Source organism: Actinophytocola sediminis (assembly GCF_054779715.1).
Genome location: NZ_BAAGXS010000035.1, coordinates 1 through 19,059, shown reverse-complemented (window position 1 = coordinate 19,059; position 19,059 = coordinate 1). Strand labels below are relative to the sequence as shown.

Sequence of the window (19,059 nt, the reverse complement as noted above, 5' to 3'; positions counted from 1 at the left end):
GCGGGGAGGGTTACGTGGCGGACGAGCTGGCGGCGTCGATCGTGGAGTTCCCGGTTCACGAGCCGGGCTCGGGACCGTATGGCATCACCGCGGGGCCCGACGGCGCGATCTGGTTCACCCAGGTACATCACGGCCGGATCGCCCGAATGGCACTGAACGGCGAGTACACCTCCTACCAGCTTGACCCGCCAACGGGCCGGCCGTCGATCGTGACGACCGGGCCGGACGGGGCGGTGTGGTTCACCGAGTCGCAGGGGCACCGGATCGGCCGGGTCACGACCGACGGCGTGCACACGAGCTTCGACGTCCCCGACGCCGCGCCGTTCGGCATCACGACGGGGCCGGACGAGGCACTGTGGTTCACCGAGATGAACACCGACCGGATCGGTCGCGTCACCGTCGACGGAACCGTCACCGAGTTCCCGCTCCCCTCGACGGGAACCTTCCCCTCGATGATCACCGACGGCCCCGACGACGCGCTGTGGTTCACCATGAACCAGGCCAACGCCATCGGCCGGATCACCACCGACGGCGCGGTCACCGTCCACCCGCTGCCCACGGCCGGCGCCGGCCCGGTCGGCATCACCCGTGGCGGCGACGACGCACTGTGGTTCGTCGAGATCGCCGCCGGCCAACTCGGCCGCATCACCACCGACGGGCGGATCACCGAGTTCCCGCTGCCCGACCGGGCCGCGCGACCACACGCCATCACCGCGGGCCCGGACGGGTGCTGCTGGTTCACCGAATGGGGTGCGGGCCGTGTCGGCCGGGTCAGCCAGGCGGGAGACATCGAGACCCGCGCGCTGCCCAACCCGGCCGCCGAACCGCACGGCATCACGCTCGGCCAGGACGGCGCGCTGTGGGTCGCTCTCGAGCTCGGCTCAATCGCCCGGCTGGCCACGTAACACGGCTACGTACGACCGGCCAGGAAACGGCCGGCGTGCTCCAGTTCGGCCGTCGGGACCGCCCGGTGTCCGCCGGGATTGGCGTGCAGAGTCTTCTCCGGGGACGAAAACGCGTCGAACAGCGCCAACGCCGAGGACCGGGGCACCAACTCGTCGTCCCACTGCAGCAGGAAAAGCACCGGCACCGTGACCTTGTCGGCGTACGCGGACAGGTGCTCGTGGGCGGCCAACCCCAGAACGGCCGCGCCGATCCTCGCCTCGGCGGCCAGTAGCGGAACACCGACCGCCGTGCCAAGAGACACGCCCCAGTAGCCGACCGGAGCCGTCTCGTCCACCTCGTCGAGCTGGTGCAGCGCGGTCAGCGCAGACTGCCACTCGGGGACCGCCCTGGCCGCGACGGCGGTGTTGAACGGGGCGATGGCGGCAGCCGGCGACTCGCCGGCGGCCATACGTTCTCTCGCGGTCGCGAGCAGCCGCGCGCACTCGTCGGGCATCGGACGGTCCCCTGCTCCCGGGACGTCGATGGCGGCCGTGACCAGGCCGTGGACGGTGGTGAGGTGCTGGGCGTGCGCCAGCACGGGCGGCGCGGTCTTGTGCTGACCGCCGCCGTGGCAGAGCAGGACCAGCGGACGCGGCGTGGTCGCGCCGGCCGGGGACCAGCAGACGCCGGGGATCTCGCCGAGGGTGAAGCGGCGTTCCAGAACGCCGTCGGTCGTCGACTGGGAGATGACGTGCATGAAGGTGGACCTTTCGGGATGCCTACGGGGCTCCCGGCCACCTGTCTCAGAGCGACCGTGCAGCGTGCGGAGAGGGAGCACCCAACCTGACAACGTTGATGGGACTCACCTCCTCCGGTAGCTCGCGTGCGCCGCCCACCATACTCGAAACCGTCTGCGGGGTGCGCATCCGGCCCTACGTCTACTTCGCGCCTGCGACTGGAACCGGACGAGGTCAGCGTCGCGGCCAGCAGGAGAGTTGACCCGGGCCGGTGCGTCGACGAGTACAACTGCGCCGGCTACCAGCGATCGAACCGGCCTGCCCGAATGGCGTTCAGCAGATCCGGCACGTTCCCACGCAACGCCGAACCAGCAACGTTCTTCGAATCACGCACCAGGTCAAGCGTGTCACACAACTCGACACAGTTCGCACCGTTCTGACTACGGCTCGACTTGCGCCAGACGGGATGATTTTCCACGGCGTTTCTCCATTCGAGTGCGGAGGTCGGCGATGTAACTCACAGACATCTCCGGCGGCAGGGACACCTTTATGATCTGGTCGACCGCCCACTGATAGGCGTTCACGTCGCCGGGTTCGTGGAGTATGAGTTCGGATCGGCGAGTCTCCACAAAGACGATGGAATCGGTGACCGGCGGGCTCTTCTTCTCGATCAGGGCGAACGCGCCTTCCAACCCCGGGTGCCAGCCGGCGTCGTCAGGGACGATACGCAGGTCGACATTGGGTCGGGTGGCCATCTCCAGCAGGTGGGCGAGCTGGCCGATCATCACCTGACGACCGCCGATGCCCTGGTTCAGCGCCGCCCGCCCGAGCAACACCAGCAACTCCGCCGGCTGCTGCCTGGTGATCACCTCGCGACGCCCGATCCGCGTCGTGACCCGCGACGCCACCTCACCGACCGGCACCCCAGGCGCGGTCATGATCGCCCGAACGTAGTCGCCGGTCTGCAGGATCCCCGGCACCAACAGCGGCGCCACCTCCACGATCCGGCTCGCGTTCTGTTCCCAGTCAACGTAAGCGACCATCTGCTGCTTCTGCTCCGGCAACGTGGTCGCCACCCACTGCGACTCGTTCGTGCCGTACGCCAACGTCATGATCTCGTCATAACGATCACCCGTCACCCCCAGGGTGCTCAGGATCTGCGCCACCTGCTCGGGTTTCGGCGTCCGCGCGCCGGTCTCCCAACGGGAGATCACCCCGTTGTCCTTGCTTATCGCCACGCCAAGCTCACGCAACAACAGACCCTTCTCCTCGCGGGCCTGCCGCAGCGCGCCACCGAGCGCTCGTGCCTTGGGAGTGCGCACCACCGTGAATCTCCAGGATTGTCGGCCGGTAACAGCGAAGAGTTACCGAGTTGAAGTCGATGTCACCCGTTGCGCGTAAGCAAGCGGATTGTCCAACCTGCCAACCGGCCACAGGATTCAGCGAGCGCACAACAAGCAATTTATCAGGCGCCACAGCAGCCAGGAGACCTCATGCCCGACACGACCACCACCGGCGTCCGCGACCCCGACAACCCCGACCGCTGGCTGGTCCCCCCATGGCCGGCCCACGACGACTTCAGCGACATAGTGATCCACTTCCTGTGGCACGACCCCCAGTGGGACTACCCGAGCACCGCACAGCTGCTCGCCTACTTCGATGCCTACCGCACCGCACTGGAAGCCCCGACCGACCAGCCGGCAAACGCGTCCGAACAGCGCTGGCGTGACGACATCCGCACCCTCGTAGCCCGATGCGCACAGCGCTACCGAGACGAACTCGCCACCGAGACGGCTCGCCAAGAACCCGGAACCGTCGGTGCCAAGCCATAACGTCCAGCCATGGACGAGACCACCCGTACCCGCCGCACCGCCCAGGAGTACGTCACCCGCACCGAACGGCGCGACTGGGACGGCCTGCGGACGTTGCTGACCGACGACGTGGTGTACGAGATGCCCCAGACCAGAGAACGCCTCCACGGGAAGTCGACCTTCCTCCGCTTCAACCAGGAGTACCCAGGCGACTGGCACCTGCACGCCCGCCGCATCGTCGCCGACGGCCACCACGCTGCGGTGTGGCTCGATGCGCGGGTCGGCAACGAGACCATGGCCGCCTGCCGGCTGACCGTGGTTACCCCGTCGAGCGCTGGTTCCTTGACGTTGCCGCGCGACACGCCGCGATCGACGAGTCGTTCGGCGTCCTTGCCGACATCGAGGAGCCGGCAGAGACGGGTATCACCGGCGGACAGATGCCATGAGACCGACGGAAGGCAGTGCGCCACCGGTGATACGTCGTTCCTCGGCCACGCGAATGGCATCGAGCGCATCGGCCGCACGGGCACCCGGCTCGGTCCACACACCGCCGCGGCCGTCGACCAAACGCCACAGCATCGCAGTGTCCACAGTGGTCAGCTCGCCGCCGACGCGGCGCAACGCGGTGAGCATGGCGGATCCCTGGTGCAGGAAGTCGTGCCCGGCCACCCAGGCCTCGAGCAGGTCACCGGACGGGATCTCGGCGTCAAGCAGACCAGCGGCGACCAGCAGCGCACGGTTGTCGTGGAGAAAGCCGGCGGCGGCGTGGTCCACCCGCTCCCAGGCGAACTCCTCGATGATGACCTGCCCGCCCGGCGCGAGCAACGTGGCGGCATGGCCCAGGAGGTCATCCAGATCCTCGGCGTGGTGCAGGGAACGGGTGAACAGCACGACGTCGTACTCGCCGGAGACGTCGTGCACGTCCGCCTGGACAACGGACACACCGAGTTCACCCGCCGCCGCGACCATCTCCGCGTTGCGATCCACACCGGTGACCGCGTAACCCAACTCCGCCAACGCGACGGCCAGGTGACCACGACCACAACCGGCCTCAAGAACACGCGCTGGCGGCGCCGGCAATAGCGGCTTCAGGTGGGCAAGGGTATGCGGCACAGCAACTCTGGTCAGATCCATTAGGCAGACTCTAGGTCGCGCCTCGCGGATGGCGTAACCGATTTTCGGCGACTGGTCAGCCGCGGAGCGAAGCACCCAGGGCCGCCCGCTAGCATCGCCAGTTGGTCCAGCGTACGGGGAACTTCAACTGGGGGATCGACAGTGGCAGACTTCGACGTTCAACCTACCGCGCTCCGGGAACTCGCCGGGACGCTTGATCGTGCCCACGCCGACCTGGGCAAGGTCGCCATCTACCTGGCGAAGATGGAGAACTTCGAGGGCGGTACCGGCTACCTTGGCGGATGCCTCGACGGGCACCAGGCGGCGTACCGGACGCTGTCGGACTGGCTCGACAAGGTCGCCGGCCCCATGGTGTCCGACACGTCCAAGGCCGTCTCCGAGTCGGCGGCCTACTACGAACGAACAGACGCCAACTCGGCCGCGAGCCTGGACGCCACCTACTCGGACTTCGACATCCCGAAGTACAAGGACAACAACAACTACGTCGACCTCGAGTCCGAAGGTTCGGCACGGTTCGCCGACATCACCGCGCCGACCGACCACCTGAACGAACCGCACGACTACACCGCCGAGTTGTTGGGCACGCTTGCCTGGTGGGACATCCCCAGTATGTCCAGCGATGTCTGTGCGGCGATCCAACTCGTCAGTGAGGTCGCGGTCTGGTTAGGCTGGCTGGACAAGCCTTTCAACCCGATGCAGGAACTCGCCGAGGAGTTCGTCGGCGACTGGGCCGGTGCGCGAGCCGCCGCTGACATCCTCCGCAACGTCGGTCGCGCGCTGAATGACATCGGGCTCAACATCCAGTGGGCCGCGCAGGGAACCGAACAGGTTTGGCAGGGCAACGCCGGCGACGGCGCGACCTTCCATCTGATAAACCTCGCCACCCGGTTTGACGTGGACAACGCCTGGCGCCCGATCGACGCCCTCGCTCAGCAATACGTCGAAGCATCGGAAGATATGGTGAACCTCCGCGATGCCGCTGTGGGGGTGCTCAGCGCGATCATGGACGCTGCGATCTCAGCCGCTGCCGCGTGTGCCGTAGGCGGGGGTGCGGCGGCCACCGGAGTCGGCACGCCGTTCGCGGTGGGTGCGGTATTCTATGCCGGATACCGAATCAGCAAAGTGGTCGAGGGAATCGAGAATCTGCTCGGCATCGTCAGCAATCTGGCCACCGCTACCAGCGCGCTCAAAGCCGCCCAGGGCGGGTTCGCCAGTCCTGGGCCACTCTCGTTGCCCGGCATGCCCTCTCGCCAACTCAACCTGCCGAGGTAGAACCGATGAGCGATCACATTCCCGCCAACCTGAACGCACTGATCCAGCTCGCGAAGGGCACCAAGTTCGAGTCCGTCGCCGGCGACGAACAGAAGCTCGAAGAGTTACTGCTCAAGGAGATGCAGGCCAGCGACGACCCGATGACCAGAGAGATCGGCTCCGGTATCGCCGATGGCACCATGTCCTGGCGCACGGTGGGCTCCACCGGGGCCTATTCCGACTATCTCCAACGTGGTGTCCAGGCGATGCGGGACTTCGATTTCGGTGCGACGTTCGACGCGCTGGCCGCTGAGCGGGCGGCCAACGAGCGGGCCGCCGAGAAGGCGCGGCCGCAGGACGAGGACGAGCCGTTCACCCGCAGCGTGCTCAAAAACCGGGGCGGAGGCCGACCACGATGAGGGTGACATCGACACTCGGCGTGGTGCTGGCGTTGGTGATCGCCGCGTCCGGATGCTCGGAACGATCAGGCGAGGCACGATCGTCGACACCGTCGCCGACGAAGACGACCATTCCGGCACCCGCGTCGCTGGAGATTCCACCGGTCGCGCAACCACTTGACGTGAGCCCGTTCGCCGCCGACCCCTGCGCGCTTCTTGACGACTCTCAACGTCGCGAACTCGGTCTACCAACTCCTGTCCCCGAGTACTTCCCGGACTACAAGATCTGCTACCTACACGTTGACACGGAACGCACAGATCCTTTGAACTTTCTACAGCTCGTGGTCTTCGGTGATGAAGGGCTCGCCGACCAGTACGCCAAATGCAACACCTTGGACTGCTCGCAGTGGACCACCGACAGCGTCGACGGCTATCCGGTGATCCGAGCGCGGGACGACCTGACGTCAAAGTCCGGTTCCTGCAAGATCTTCCTGGGCGTCGCCGACAACGCGTCGGTGGCCATCACCAATGCCGCGCACGACCCCGACGCGGACGGTCCGGGCTGCGAGCGTGCGGACCGGGCAGCAACCATGACGATCGCGGCGTTGAGTTGACGACAGGAACCAGTGGTGAGTGAGCAACCGGACGAGCCGGTTCGGCAACGCAAACCGTTGCGGCGAACGTCGTTGACCCTGCTGATCGGGGGGATAGCGGCACTCGTCGTCATGGTTGGTACCGGGCTGGTATTCCTGGCCGGCGGCCAGGACATCGGTCCCGGCCGGCCAGGTGTCTGGCCGGCCGGCGAACAGGCGTCCGTGCACAAGCGACCTGGCCCGCAGGAGCCCGGCACCACAGAATGCGAGGTGTTGGACGCCGACGGCGAGCCGCAGTACCGCTCACTCAACTGGGCCGACAGCACCCGATCCTCGACCGAGATCACCATCGACTGCGATCAGGACGCGATCCTCCTCACGGGCACCGCGTCCGCTGTGACCTCAGCCGTCCAAAGCCCGCTGATCATGGCGCCGGTTGCCATCATCATCGTTGGGATCTTGCTGTTCTTCCCCAGATTCACCCTGGCTTGGATTCGACTGAGCAACCCGATTTCGTGGCGCTTCTGGACCTGGGTTTTCCGGAAGCGCGAATGACGGACGATCAATCGTTCGCAGATGACCCGTGCGGGAAAGTCAGCCTCGTGCCAGCCTTGTTCGAGAAAAATGTCCGATAGATCTCATTTTTGTCCAGCACCTGGTAAGCCTCGGTGAAACCTTGGGCAATAAGCTTTTCATCTTTCGTGCGCCCAAGATGCTCGACTGAGGCACCAGGTACTCCCAGTTTCTCCAGGAGCTCTTTCTCCGAGGAGACTGTATTGCGCACTACCCAGTCCTCCCCTACCACTTGAGCCGGCCGCTCCTGCGAGGGCACCACGCCATCGCTGTTCTGCCGGAACCGTTGATCTATTTCGTCATCGTCCAGCGGCTGGGGAGTCGACTCCTCGAGTCCTCCCCAGGCCAGGTCTTCCTGCCTTCTCCGCTCCTCGTCGCTGATTTTCGGCGCCGGCGGTTCTGGCTGGTCCTTGGCCGGCGGGTCGGCCATCTGGGGCGGGCTGCCCTCCTGTGGCGTCTGGGGCGGGGTGGTCTCGGGTGTTCCCGGCCGCGGGGTGGGCGGGGTACCCGGTTGTTGGCCTGGCGTGTCACCGGGCGGCGGGATCGCGGGGGTGGCCGGCTGTTGGCGCGGCGGCGTGCCCGGTTCCTGAACGGCTGGCGCTTCTGGTTGTCGCGCGGGAGGTGTGTCGCCAGGCCGCGGGAGTGTTTCCGGTGTGCCCGGTTGTTGGATGGGTGGTGTCCCCGGCTGCGGGACAGGTGGCGTGGCGGGGGATGTGTCCGGATTCGACGGCGTCCCCGGGGGTGTGGCCGTGGGGGTGTCACCGGGCTGTTGACCGGGCGGCGTGGCGGGCGGTATGGCTTTCGACTCGCCCAGCAACAGTTTCCGTAGCCAGGCGAGGAGCGCCGCGAGCGACACCCCGGCACTGCCGCCACCGCCACCGCCGCTCTCCAGAATCCGCTCGTGTTTGCTCATGGGATTGCGGTGGTCGGGATGCAGATAGGCGTACTGGACGCCCGAGTCCTTCGTGATGCCCCGGGTGTCGCCGGTGGTGTTGTTCCCCGTGAGCAGTGGTTCGAGGTTGCTGACGGTCTGCGCCAGCTTGCTCTCGATGTCCGCGATCGGACCGGTGTACGAGCTGACCATGCTGGTGGCCTGGGCCATCACGTTCGAGGTGACACCGCCCTCGGCGGCGGTGGCCTGTCCGACATACGAGACCAGCCGGTTGACCAGATCGGTGATCAGCTCGTTCACCTGCGTTCGCGCGCCGGCCACCACCTCGCCCATGCGCGTGGCGACGGCGCTGAGCGCGGCGAACGTCGTGGCGGAACCGTGCAGGACGTCGGCGATCTCCGCCGCGCGACCGCGATACCTGTCCCCCGCGACTCCCTGCCACTGTCCGGCCGTGGCCGACGACGTGCGGGTCAACTGCTGGCCGACCTGTTCAACCGTGGGAGACACCCGCTGCCAGGCATCGGCGAAGGTCCGGAGCACCGAGGCGTTTCCGGCGAGCCGGTCCAGGACCTCCTGTAGTGGCTGGACTTTGGGCGTCAGCCAGGGCAGCCCGGCCTTCGCCACGGCGTCGACGGGCCGCATCGTCGCGCTCAACGCCGTCAGGCCGGCCTCGACGTTCAGGCCGGAGGCGATCCAACCACCGCCGTCGACGGTGTCGCGCAGCGCCTGCGCCGACGCGACCGCGCCGGTGCCACCCTGTTTGCTGGCGGTGTCGTCGGTGGTTCTCATGCGCGTTCCCCGTTGACTCCGGTGAAGGAGGTTGCCGCACCGGTGTCCCTGTCGGTGTAGGTGGTGGCACTCGCGCGCAGTTCGGTCGCGGCGCCGTCCAGCGCGTCGATCCCGCTGCGGACGACCTCTTCCGCGGCCTCGGCTACCGCGTTGAGCAGCGAGACGACCTGTTCGCCGGACTGTCCGTACGTCCCCGAGGTCAACGTGACCCTGCCCGCGATGTCGAACGCCGCGCGCAACTCGTCGGCCAGACCGGTCACGCCACGCGCGTGATCGTTCAGCGCCGCGTCAGCTACCTCGAACGAGTCAACCGTTGGCATCGTTTCACGCCTCCACCAGTACCGAGCGCTCCTCGTCCCACGTCTCTTCCTTGGCCTGCCGCGGCCGCGTGGGGGTGGTGGTGGCACGGGCCGGCGGCGTCGGTAGGTCTTCCGGCACGGTGAACCGGATCTCCGCCGGCCCCCACCCGCGCTGCGCGGACTGGGGCGGTGCTGGAAACCGCTCTTGGGCTTCGGTCACGATCAGGTGCGCGTTCGAGTCGGTCGTGCCGACCAGTTCCGTCACCGTCCGTCGCAGCAGATCCGGGATCCTGGCCTGCGCCCTGCGGACACAGTCCAGCACCTGGTTGCCGACATCGCGCGCCGTTTCCCGCACCACAAGGTCGGTCAACAGACCGGCGGAGGAGACGGTCACCCGCACCGCCCCGTCCGGTGACGACTCCGAGATCGCCAGCCGGGAGAGCCGCTCGTGCAACTCCCGGTAACGACGCGCGTCCTCGGCGATCCGCGACTGCCAGTCTCGGCTGTCGGTCATCTCTTGCCCCCAAACGGCCGTGTGATCCTTGTTCCCCACAATCACACGACCGTTGGCGGACGGGCCACGGTCGGTACCCCGGAACTTTCCTCAATCGTTCACCGCGGCGGGCCAGCCGCACGTACGGCTTTGTCCAACCCGATCGGGCGTCGCAAGATCCAGTCGTCAGCAGGCGGGCCGGTAACCAGAGGGGCATCGCCTACGCGCCCCTGGGCCCCACCACAGGGAATCTTTCGGGGCACTTTGACCGGTCATAAACCGGACACGGTGGCCCCACCGAGATATCACTAATCTGCCAACCATCTGGCGGATGAAACATTGTGTCAATTGCCGCGATACTCAGTCGAACCGAGGGACATCGCTGAGGTCGGAGGCACCTCGATGGGGGTCATCGCCGAACAACTGTCGCGTCGCCGACATCCCGGCCACGCACCAGCCGAACGGCCGTTGGCCAGCCATTCTTCGGAGAAACCAAGAAATCTGCCCGAATTCACCAACACCCATCAACTCGCCGGTTGCCCGCGAGCAACTCTCGCCGGCAGCGAATGTCACCCGTCACTCGTGCGCGATCGAACAACGCCCGATTGCATCACTCTCCGTACCACCGCCACAGAGTTAACTCCCGCCGTATTGCGGAGGGTCACCAAGTCGGTACGATGTGTTGTGCGCCACCGGCGTGCTGGCACCCACCACGCACTGGTCATCACGACGACCACAATGACGACAACGCGGTGACTGATATGACCACAAATGACGATTCCGTCGATTCCGAGCGCGCCACTCGCGTGCGCCACAAGGTCGTCGACGACCTCATTGCCGAAGGCACGATCGTCTCGGCGCAGGTCACGGCAGCCATGCGCCGAGTTCCCCGGGAGTCGTTCGTCCCGGGCGTGTGCCTGGACGACGTGTACCACCCCTACAACGGAGTGGTCATCAAACGGGACAAGGACGGGAACTCGATCAGTTCCGTGTCCTCGCCACAGCTCCAGGCCCACATGTTGGAGCAGGCGGAGATCACGGCCGGCATGCGGGTTCTGGAGATCGGTTCCGGCGGATACAACGCCGCGCTGCTGGCCGAGCTCGTCGGGACGACCGGCCAGGTCACCACGGTCGACATCGACCAGGACATCACCGACCGGGCCAGCCTGCTGTTGGCCAGGACCGGGTACCCGCGGGTGAACGTCGTGCGTGCCGACGCCGAGCACGGGGTGCCCGAGCATGCGCCCTACGACCGGATTCTGGTCACCGCCGGCGTCTGGGACATTCCGCCGGCGTGGGTCGACCAGCTCACCGACCGCGGACGTCTGGTGGTTCCCCTGTCGCTGCGCGGGTTGTCGCGCACGATCGCGTTCGACCGCGCCGACGGATGCCTGATCAGCAGGTCATCGAAGCTGTTCGGGTTTGTCCCCATCCGGGGTGCAGGGGTGCACGAGAGCACGTTGCTGGTGATGCGCGGTGGCGAAGTCACCCTCCGCTTCGACGACGCGCCCCCGGCTGGCTTCAACCTCGACCAGGGCGTGTTGGACACGCCGAGAGTGGAAGTGTGGAGCGGGGCCACGATCGGACGGTTCGAGCCGTGGGCCACCGCGCAGATGTGGCTGGCCACCGTGCTTCCCGGGTTCTGCCGCGTCGTGGTCGACCGCGAGCGCGACACCGGCCTCATCACTCCCCCTGGCCGGCACACGGCCGCGGCGGCGGCGATCTCCGGCGGCAACCTCGCCTACGTCACGACCCGCGACACCGCCGACCAGACGGAGGTCGAGTTCGGCGTGCACGCCTTCGGCTCGCACGCGATCGAACTCGCCGAGGAAGTGGCCGAACAGCTTCGGATCTGGGCACGGGACCACCGCCGCGGACCGGGCCCGCAGATCCGCGTCTATCCACATGGCACTCCCGATGCCCGGCTGGCGGCCGAACGTGTCATCGACAAGAAACACAGCCGGATCACGATCTCCTGGCCGCAGGTGGCGATCGCCCCGGCCGGTCAGGCAGTCCCGGTTCGCCCCACCGAATAAGGAGTGTGCCCCATGCCGGAGATCGACGAGTTCGCGCTGGACGTGCGGGTTGTCGTGGCCTACGGCCCAGTGATGGGTGATTGCCCCACCGATGACGGCTGCGGCAACACCTGCGCGGGCGACGCCAGCGCCTGCAACTCGTTCGCGGACGCCCCGTCCTGAACAACGTACTGCCGGTGCGCCAAGCCGGCGCACCGGCAGCGGTGTGCCGCGCGGTCCTCATGGAGGCGAGAAGTGGCCGTCAGATCATCAGCGATGTACCGGTGGAACGGCGCGGCACTGCTGCGCGCCAGCACTGACCCTGGCGGGCTGGAGCTACCGGACGACCCGACACTGTCCTTCGACGCCAACGGAAACGGGTTGGCGTGGTTGTCGTCGTTGTGGCAGCGCGCGGACGTTCGCGGCGCGCTGGGGGTGGCGAGCCCCGCACTGGTCCGGCAGGTGGACAAGCTGGTGGCCGGCACCGCCAACGGTGACCGAGAGGACGCCAGGGCGATCCGTCGAGCCGTACTCGCGGTGGCGTCCTATCTGCTTCGCTGGCAACGCCGGCCGACGCCGTTCGGTCTGTTCGCCGGGGTCGCCGCCGCCAGGGCCGGAGCCAACGCGTCGGTGCGGTGGGGCAACGAACACCGCACGACGGTGCGCGCGGACACGGCCTGGCTCGGCGACGTGCTACGTCAGTTACACAGCTGCCAACAGTTACGGGCACGGCTGTCCGTGGTCGCCAACGACGCCGGTGCCGTGCGCGGCGCACGGTTCGTGGCACCGGGACCAACACCGGACGGCCACGCCACGGAGTCCGTTGCCGAGCTGGCCCCGATCGAGGTGTCCATACGCCACAGTCGCCCGGTGCGCGCCGCTGTGACCGCCGCGCGCGAACCGGTGCGCGTCAGCGAGCTACACGCGCTCCTACTGGACGAGTTTCCCGCCGCGGCGGACCGCATCGACGACCTGATCGCCGGTCTGCTCGCCAACGGACTGCTGATCTGCAACCTGTGGGCGCCGATGACCTGTCCGGACCCGCTCGGCCACGCCTGCGCCCAGTTGACCGCCGCCGACGCCAACGCCATTCCCGAGATCAGGGACACGGTGCGGGAACTACTCGCGATTCACCGGGAACTCCGCGCCGCGACAGCACCGAAGGCGACCGTGATCGAACGGATGCGAACGCTGAGCGAGACCACGCGGCTGCCACTGGTCGTCGACACGATGGTGGACTGCGAGGTCCAACTGCCAGAACAGGTTGCCCGGGACGCCGAGGACGCCGTCGACGTCCTGTTTCGCCTTTCGCCGTATCCGTGGGGATATCCGGCCTGGCGCGACTACCACGACCGGTTCCGGGCACGCTATGGAACCGGTGCGCTGGTGCCGTTGTTGACGCTGGTCGCCGACAGCGGGCTCGGCTTTCCCGCGGACTACCTCGGTTCGGCCTTCGGGCGCACCGCCCGCAAGGTGAGCGAACGCGACGAGACCCTGCTGGCGCTGATCCAACGGGCCACTCTGGACGGCGGCGGCGAGATCCTCCTCACCGATCAGGTCATCAAGGACCTGACTTCCGGTGACCGTGAGGACATTGTGGACCTGCCGGCCCGGGTCGAGGTGGCCGTGGAGCTTCGTGCGGAGTCCGTCGCCGCGTTGAACCGTGGACGCTTCGCGTTGACGGTGACCGGGACTCCCAGGCCTGGCAGCAGCATGGCGGGCCGCCACGCCCAGCTGCTGCCCGCCGACGTCCGGGACCTGATCGCGGAAAGCCTTGCCGCCACTGGACCGGCCGCCATCGCCGCCCAACTGTCCTTCGCGCCGCGCAAACGGCGCAACGAGAACATCTCCCGCACCGAACAACTGTTACCGCACGTCATCCCCGTCGCCGAGTACCGCGAACCGCACGAGCGCCTCCTCCGGTTGGCAGATCTCGGGGTCACGGCTGACGATCACCGGTTCCACCTCGTGCACACGGCCACCGGCAGGCGAGTCGAGCCGCGCGTCCCGCACGCGCTCGAGGCCGGTGTGCACACCCCGCCGCTCGCGCGGTTCCTCGCCGAGATCACGACCGCCCGGTGTGGGGTCTACCAGGCGTTCCATTTCGGTGCCGCGGCTCGGCTGCCCTACCTTCCCCGCATCCGATTCCGCCGTACCACGCTGTCCCCGGCACGGTGGCTACTCACCGCCAGCGATCTCCCCGGCCGGACGGCGTCGGCGGCCGAGTGGGCTGCCGGACTGGATCTGTGGCGGGACAGGTGGCGGGTTCCCGAGCATGTCGCCGTGGTCGAGCACGACCGCCGGCAACCGGTGGATCTCCGCCATCGCCTTCATCGGTGGCTGTTGCGCACCCGCCTGGAACGCGCGGGCCGCCTGGAACTACGCGAGACAGCGGCCCCAGCTGAGCTTGGCTGGCTGGGGCGCGCCCACGAGCTACTCCTCCCGCTGGTGATGAACCCCGACGCGCGACCGGGCACCGCCCCGCCACGTGCCGTCGAGCACGAACCCCCTGGCAACTCGACGATCCTGTGCGCGCAGCTCTACGGGCATCCAGGGCGCTTCGACGAAATCCTGACCGAGCACCTCCCCGGTCTGCTCGACACCGTGGACGGCTGGGCGGTGCGCTGGTGGTTCCGCCGGCATCGTGAGCTGCGCCGGCCAGAGGCCGACCAGTACCTCGCCGTCTACCTGCCGACGCCGGCCGCCTACGGCGAGGCCGCCGAACGGATCACCGCGTGGGCCGACAGGCTGCGTGCCGACCGGCTGCTCGCGCGGCTCACGTTGACCACCAACGAGCCCCAACCGGGACGCTACGGCCACGGTGGGGCACTGGAACGCGCACAGCAGGTGTTCACCGCCGACTCGGCGGCAGCACTCAGCCAGATCAGCTGGGTCGCCACCGTGGACGTCTCCGCGCAGGCCCTCGTCGCCGCCAGTCTGGTCGACCTGGCGGTGCGCTTCGCCGGGTCCGCGCGCGCGGGCCTGGGTTGGCTGGTCGACGAACTTCCCCGGGAGTACGGGCGACTGGATCCGGCACTGCGTGCGCGGACGCTGGAGCTGGCCGATCCACATGGCACGTGGACGACGTTGCGGTCCCTGCCCGGCGGAGACGACGTGCTGGCCGCGTGGGACGCGCGCGGCGTCGCGCTGACCGCCTACCGGGAAAGCCTTGCCCCGCAACGTGACCCGCTGACGGTCCTGCGCTCGATGCTGCACCTGCACCACGGTCGTGCCGTCCCGGTGGAGCCGGAGCGCGAGCGCGTCACCCTGCGGCTGGCACGCACCGTCGCCCTCCAGCACACCGCCCGCCAGGAGGGTTGAGTGGCCGGCCGCGTCACCACACACGCCGATCTCGCGGCGTGCGTCGAACGCTGTGCCACCCAGCTGGCACGGCCAGGACCTCCCCACGAGAGCGAGCCATGGTCTCCGCAGTCCCTCAGCAAGGGCGCCGCCGGGATCGCTCTGCTGCACATCGAACGTGCCCATGCCGGGCACGGGACGTGGGCACAGGCCCATCGCTGGATCACCCACGCGGTGGCCGGACCGATCAGCTCCGCCAGCGACACCGGCCTCTATCTTGGCGCACCGGCGATCACGTTCATGCTCGCCGCCGCGGCGGCGGGCGACTCGGGGCACTACCGGGACGCGCTCACCGACGTCAACGGACCAGTGACCGCACTCGCGCACCACCGCGCCACCGCGGCGATGGCACGCATCGCGGCCGGGCGGCTCCCGGCGTTCCGCGAGTACGACATCTTCTTCGGCCTGAGCGGGATCGGCGCGCTCCTGCTGCGCCGGGACCCCGCTGGCAGTGCGCTGGAACGGATTCTCGACTACCTGGTGGCGCTGACCCGTCCGCTGCGGCGTGGCGATGACCTGTTGCCCGGCTGGTGGGTCGGCCATGACCCGCACCGACGGCGCTCCGCCGCGTATCCGGGTGGGCACGCCAACCTCGGGGCCGCGCACGGCATCGCCGGACCGCTCGCGCTCCTGAGCAGGGCCGCGCGCCACGGGATCACCGTGACCGGGCACCAGGAGGCGATCGCCACCATCTGCGCGTGGTTGGACGACTGGGAGCAGTACGGCGAAACCGGCCCGTGGTGGCCGGAGTGGCTCACCCTGGCCGATAACCGCGGCGGCCGGCCAAGCCAGCCCGGTCCGGCCCGTCCCAGCTGGTGCTACGGCACCCCGGGGATCGCCCGCGCGGGACAGCTGGCCGGGATCGCTACCGGCGACGCACACCGTCAGCGGCGGTTCGAACAGGCGCTGCTGGGTTGCCTCGCCGATCCCGCACAGCAGGCCAGCGTGACCGACAGCGGGCTGTGTCACGGCTGGGCCGGGATCTATCACACCGTCTGGCGCGCGGCACACGACGCGACCACCGAGGTCATCGCCACCGCACTCGCCGGCCACCTGCCGCGCCTCGCCGCGAACCTCGGCCCCGCGGCGGGACCCGGATTTCTGGAGGGCGCCGCGGGAACAGCTCTCGTCATGCACACCGCCGCCCACCAGGTCGCCCCGATCTCCGGATGGGACGCATGCCTACTGATCGACTAGCGCGGGCCACCGAGCGCGCCGTGCTGAGAGTACTGACCGGAACCCCGCTGGCCGAGGCCGCGGACGAGCTGGCCCCAGCGGAACTCGCCGACGCCGTCGAGATCTACCGGCAGGCAGGGCTCGACGCCCTCACCCGTCAGGCCGCCACGGGCTGGTGGCAGGTCCACATCCAGTTCACCGACTGGAGCACCGCCGAACAGACCGCGGTCGACCACCTCGCTCCGCTGCTGGGGCGGGCCGAAGCCTGGTGGTTCATCCGCAAACACCCCTGCTGGCGGCTGCGACTTCGCGCCGGGCCGACCGTGCTCGACGACCTACGCGCGGCACTCGACGAGCTCGCGGCCAACCGCCGGATCGCCCGCTGGTGGCCGGGAATCTATGAGGCGGAAACAGCCGCTTTCGGCGGCGGACCGGCCATGGACATCGCACACGACCTGTTCTGTGTGGACAGTCAGGCGATTCTGGATGTGCTCCGCGACGGCGAACCCGTGCTTGGCCGCCGTGAGTTGTCGCTGTTGTTGTGTGGCGCCCTGCTGCGCGCAGCAGGACTGGAGTGGTACGAACAGGGCGATGTCTGGCACCGGGTCGCCCAGGAGCGACCGTCCCCGGGCGATGTTCCGAGATCGAGCCTGACGTCGATGGCCGACGACCTCAAACGGCTCCTCCTCGCCGACACCACACCGGACGGGCCGCTGCTTGGCGCAACGGGCCCGCTGGCCGCGGTCGCCGGGTGGACCGCCGCGTTCGCCGACGCCGGCGCCCGCCTCGGGGCCGCGGCCGGCGGGGGAACACTGAGCCGAGGTCTGCGTGATGTCCTCAGCTACCACGTGATCTTCCATTGGAACCGCCTGGGATTGCCGGTCAGGACCCAGAGCGTGCTCGCGCTGGCCGCACGCACCCTGATTCTGGGACTGCCCGGCGCGTCACCGGATCAGGAACGTCGGGCGATCGCGCCCGGCATCGGATAGATGTGGACAGTGCCGAGGTCTTCCCGGGTCACCGGGTCGGCCGCGCTGATGCCGCGCACGTCCTCCTCGTCGTCGGCCGCCACCACGGCGATGCCCCACGCGCCGGCCGGATCCGCGACCGGACCGAACACGACGGCGACACCCTGGTCCACAAGTTGTTGCCAGTAGCCGACATGTTCGCCCATCACCGCGGCCTCGGCGTCGGACATGGTGGTCGGCAGGTCGGGCCGGTGGGGCACGAACTGGTACAGGAAGTGGCTCATCGTTGGCTCCCCGGGTGGGCGGCGAACGCGGCGAGGATGGTGGCCCAGCCTTCGACGTAGGCGCCGCCGTCGTAGCCGGCTGGCAGGGCACAGGCCTCGGCGAGTTGGCGGTCGCTGAGCGCGTCCCAGCCGCGGTGCTCGACGGCGACCCTGGTCAGTGCGGGGCCGAGCGCGGTGAAGCTCAGCTCGACCTCGGTGGGTGCCGGGGTCACCACCCAGGTCATGGCGAACCGCTCGGGTGGTGCCCAGGCGAGCAGCACTCCCCAGTCGACTTCGGTGCCGTCGTCCCAGGTCTCGTAGACGCGGCCGCCGACGCGGGGTTGGACCGTGACGTCCCGTACCCGTTGGTGGCCAACGGAGAACTGGTTCGGCCACCAGACGCCCATGGTTCGGACGAAGACGTCGAAGGTGTGGTCGACGTCGCTGCGGACCGTGGTGGCCTGGCGGATCGGCGGGCGTCGCAGTCGGGTGACGGACGAGTCGTTGTCGGTGGGCAATCTGGCTCCTTGGCGTGGTTTGGTCAGCCGGTCCGCTCGTCGGTTTCCGTCAGCCCGCGGTCGGCTTCGACGAGGCGGCGCGCGGTGTCGAGCGAGTCGGCCCACAGCTCGTCGAGGAGTTCGCGCAGGCCAGCCAGTCCCTCCGGGCGGGCGCGGTAGAGGCGGCGGGTGCCGTCGCGGCGTTCGGTGATCAGGCCGGCGTTCTTGAGGACGGTGAGGTGCTGGCTGATCGCGGTACGGCTCACGTCGAACGCCGAGGCGATCTCGCCCGCCGGCAGTTCGTCGTGCGCGACGAGTCGCACGATGTCGCGTCGATGGGGCTCGGCGAGGGCGCGTAGTGCAGCGTCGGTTGGGTCGTCGGTTGGGTCGGTGCTCATGCCCACAGGCCGACCGGGTTGCCGTCGCAGGGGAGGCCGGTCGGGGGGATTACGCGGGTACCGCCGAGGGATTCGGCGCGTTCGAGGTAGGTGTCGAGGTCGGGTACCTGGAGGTAGACCTTCAGGCCGATACCGCCGACTGGGGTTTCCTCGGCGTCGGTGGGGACTGTGCCGTAGCCGCCCATGTCCGGGTCGGCGGTTACTCGCCAGCCGAACAGTTCCCGGTAGAACCGTTGTGTCCGCTCGTGGTCCGTGCTGACTACCTCGAAGAACGCCACCGATTGCGTCATGATCGCGCCCCCTTACGTCTGGATTGGCTAACGTTAGCATCCGCTGACATTTACACAAGGGGTTCTTGGTCCACGCGGCTAACAGCCATCCCGGCGCATGGCCACGAGCACCCGGGGCAGTAATCCAACGAGAGTTGAAAAAGTGTCAAAGTGAAGCAAAACCTGGAGCCAGGCAGGTATCATCGCAGCTCAGAAAGTGTCGTCCCCGCGCACGCGGGGCTGTTCCCGCCTGACAGG

At 68.3% G+C, this 19,059-nt stretch carries 22 protein-coding genes and 1 pseudogene; 12 read left to right on the top strand and 11 right to left on the bottom strand.

Annotated elements, in window-relative coordinates; all coding sequences use genetic code 11:
• The first annotated feature begins 41 nt into the window (after positions 1 to 41).
• On the top strand, positions 42 to 905 hold the full coding sequence (locus ACYVIP_RS21990) for a Vgb family protein (protein WP_460399658.1): 864 nt from the start codon (positions 42 to 44) through the stop codon (positions 903 to 905).
• A gap of 5 nt (positions 906 to 910) precedes the next feature.
• On the opposite strand, the gene ACYVIP_RS21985 is transcribed toward ACYVIP_RS21990, so the two are convergent.
• The 3 genes from ACYVIP_RS21985 to ACYVIP_RS21975 all read right to left on the bottom strand — a co-directional run bounded on the left by ACYVIP_RS21985 (position 911) and on the right by ACYVIP_RS21975 (position 2,944).
• Complete coding sequence (locus ACYVIP_RS21985; RefSeq protein WP_460399237.1) at positions 911 to 1,642, bottom strand: dienelactone hydrolase family protein; 732 nt, start codon at positions 1,640 to 1,642, stop codon at positions 911 to 913.
• Between the two features lie 278 nt (positions 1,643 to 1,920).
• Positions 1,921 to 2,100, bottom strand: coding sequence for a DUF397 domain-containing protein (locus ACYVIP_RS21980; protein WP_460399235.1), 180 nt, complete (start codon positions 2,098 to 2,100; stop codon positions 1,921 to 1,923).
• Positions 2,063 to 2,944, bottom strand: coding sequence for a helix-turn-helix domain-containing protein (locus tag ACYVIP_RS21975; RefSeq protein WP_460399233.1), 882 nt, complete (start codon positions 2,942 to 2,944; stop codon positions 2,063 to 2,065). The genes ACYVIP_RS21980 and ACYVIP_RS21975 overlap by 38 nt, the downstream gene beginning before the upstream one ends.
• A 171-nt stretch (positions 2,945 to 3,115) precedes the next feature.
• On the opposite strand from ACYVIP_RS21975, the gene ACYVIP_RS21970 reads away from it, so the two are divergent.
• A complete protein-coding gene (locus tag ACYVIP_RS21970; protein WP_460399231.1) occupies positions 3,116 to 3,454 on the top strand; it encodes a hypothetical protein in 339 nt (112 codons plus the stop codon).
• A 9-nt stretch (positions 3,455 to 3,463) separates the two neighbouring features.
• Positions 3,464 to 3,742, top strand: a pseudogene (locus tag ACYVIP_RS21965) (nuclear transport factor 2 family protein); the annotation flags it as partial.
• 114 nt (positions 3,743 to 3,856) lie between these two features.
• Here ACYVIP_RS21965 and ACYVIP_RS21960 read toward each other — a convergent pair.
• Positions 3,857 to 4,642, bottom strand: a complete 786-nt coding sequence (locus ACYVIP_RS21960; protein WP_460399229.1) for a class I SAM-dependent methyltransferase — start codon at positions 4,640 to 4,642, stop codon at positions 3,857 to 3,859.
• 66 nt (positions 4,643 to 4,708) lie between these two features.
• Between ACYVIP_RS21960 and ACYVIP_RS21955 the strand changes: the two genes are divergently transcribed.
• From ACYVIP_RS21955 to ACYVIP_RS21940, 4 genes are read left to right on the top strand one after another with little or no spacing between them, the layout of a single operon-like run.
• Positions 4,709 to 5,839, top strand: coding sequence for a hypothetical protein (locus ACYVIP_RS21955; protein ID WP_460399227.1), 1,131 nt, complete (start codon positions 4,709 to 4,711; stop codon positions 5,837 to 5,839).
• 5 nt (positions 5,840 to 5,844) lie between these two features.
• Positions 5,845 to 6,237, top strand: coding sequence for a hypothetical protein (locus tag ACYVIP_RS21950; protein ID WP_460399225.1), 393 nt, complete (start codon positions 5,845 to 5,847; stop codon positions 6,235 to 6,237).
• A 23-nt stretch (positions 6,238 to 6,260) separates the two neighbouring features.
• Positions 6,261 to 6,830: a DUF3558 domain-containing protein gene (locus ACYVIP_RS21945; RefSeq protein ID WP_460399223.1), complete on the top strand. Its 570-nt coding sequence runs from the start codon at positions 6,261 to 6,263 to the stop codon at positions 6,828 to 6,830.
• Between the two features lie 15 nt (positions 6,831 to 6,845).
• Positions 6,846 to 7,364, top strand: coding sequence for a hypothetical protein (locus tag ACYVIP_RS21940; RefSeq protein WP_460399221.1), 519 nt, complete (start codon positions 6,846 to 6,848; stop codon positions 7,362 to 7,364).
• A 7-nt stretch (positions 7,365 to 7,371) separates the two neighbouring features.
• Here ACYVIP_RS21940 and ACYVIP_RS21935 read toward each other — a convergent pair whose 3' ends face one another.
• From ACYVIP_RS21935 to ACYVIP_RS21925, 3 genes are read right to left on the bottom strand one after another with little or no spacing between them, the layout of a single operon-like run.
• Positions 7,372 to 9,063, bottom strand: a complete 1,692-nt coding sequence (locus ACYVIP_RS21935) for a WXG100 family type VII secretion target (RefSeq protein WP_460399219.1) — start codon at positions 9,061 to 9,063, stop codon at positions 7,372 to 7,374.
• Positions 9,060 to 9,383, bottom strand: coding sequence for a type VII secretion target (locus ACYVIP_RS21930; RefSeq protein ID WP_460399217.1), 324 nt, complete (start codon positions 9,381 to 9,383; stop codon positions 9,060 to 9,062). The genes ACYVIP_RS21935 and ACYVIP_RS21930 overlap by 4 nt, the downstream gene beginning before the upstream one ends.
• A gap of 4 nt (positions 9,384 to 9,387) precedes the next feature.
• On the bottom strand, positions 9,388 to 9,876 hold the full coding sequence (locus ACYVIP_RS21925) for a YbaB/EbfC family nucleoid-associated protein (protein WP_460399215.1): 489 nt from the start codon (positions 9,874 to 9,876) through the stop codon (positions 9,388 to 9,390).
• 740 nt (positions 9,877 to 10,616) lie between these two features.
• On the opposite strand from ACYVIP_RS21925, the gene fxlM reads away from it, so the two are divergent.
• The 5 genes from fxlM (at position 10,617) to ACYVIP_RS21900 (ending at position 17,395) form a co-directional block, all read left to right on the top strand.
• The gene (gene fxlM, locus ACYVIP_RS21920; protein WP_460399213.1) at positions 10,617 to 11,891 is read left to right on the top strand and encodes a methyltransferase, FxLD system; all 1,275 of its coding nucleotides are present in this window, start codon (positions 10,617 to 10,619) and stop codon (positions 11,889 to 11,891) included.
• A 12-nt stretch (positions 11,892 to 11,903) separates the two neighbouring features.
• The gene (locus ACYVIP_RS21915) at positions 11,904 to 12,053 is read left to right on the top strand and encodes an FxLD family lanthipeptide (protein ID WP_460399211.1); all 150 of its coding nucleotides are present in this window, start codon (positions 11,904 to 11,906) and stop codon (positions 12,051 to 12,053) included.
• 72 nt (positions 12,054 to 12,125) lie between these two features.
• Positions 12,126 to 15,191 carry a lantibiotic dehydratase gene (locus ACYVIP_RS21910; RefSeq protein WP_460399209.1) on the top strand — a complete coding sequence of 1,022 codons (3,066 nt, stop codon included), beginning with the start codon at positions 12,126 to 12,128 and terminating at the stop codon, positions 15,189 to 15,191.
• On the top strand, positions 15,192 to 16,427 hold the full coding sequence (locus ACYVIP_RS21905) for a lanthionine synthetase C family protein (RefSeq protein WP_460399206.1): 1,236 nt from the start codon (positions 15,192 to 15,194) through the stop codon (positions 16,425 to 16,427).
• 20 nt (positions 16,428 to 16,447) lie between these two features.
• Positions 16,448 to 17,395 carry a thiopeptide-type bacteriocin biosynthesis protein gene (locus ACYVIP_RS21900; RefSeq protein WP_460399204.1) on the top strand — a complete coding sequence of 316 codons (948 nt, stop codon included), beginning with the start codon at positions 16,448 to 16,450 and terminating at the stop codon, positions 17,393 to 17,395.
• Here ACYVIP_RS21900 and ACYVIP_RS21895 read toward each other — a convergent pair.
• From ACYVIP_RS21895 to ACYVIP_RS21880, 4 genes are read right to left on the bottom strand one after another with little or no spacing between them, the layout of a single operon-like run.
• Entirely contained in the window at positions 17,359 to 17,658 is a 300-nt protein-coding gene (locus tag ACYVIP_RS21895; RefSeq protein ID WP_460399202.1) for a YciI family protein, read from the bottom strand. The genes ACYVIP_RS21900 and ACYVIP_RS21895 overlap by 37 nt on opposite strands.
• Positions 17,655 to 18,155: an SRPBCC domain-containing protein gene (locus tag ACYVIP_RS21890; protein ID WP_460399200.1), complete on the bottom strand. Its 501-nt coding sequence runs from the start codon at positions 18,153 to 18,155 to the stop codon at positions 17,655 to 17,657. The genes ACYVIP_RS21895 and ACYVIP_RS21890 overlap by 4 nt, the downstream gene beginning before the upstream one ends.
• Before the next feature lie 23 nt (positions 18,156 to 18,178).
• Positions 18,179 to 18,532 carry an ArsR/SmtB family transcription factor gene (locus tag ACYVIP_RS21885; RefSeq protein ID WP_460399198.1) on the bottom strand — a complete coding sequence of 118 codons (354 nt, stop codon included), beginning with the start codon at positions 18,530 to 18,532 and terminating at the stop codon, positions 18,179 to 18,181.
• The gene (locus tag ACYVIP_RS21880) at positions 18,529 to 18,822 is read right to left on the bottom strand and encodes a VOC family protein (protein ID WP_460399195.1); all 294 of its coding nucleotides are present in this window, start codon (positions 18,820 to 18,822) and stop codon (positions 18,529 to 18,531) included. The genes ACYVIP_RS21885 and ACYVIP_RS21880 overlap by 4 nt, the downstream gene beginning before the upstream one ends.
• Positions 18,823 to 19,059: the final 237 nt, after the last annotated feature.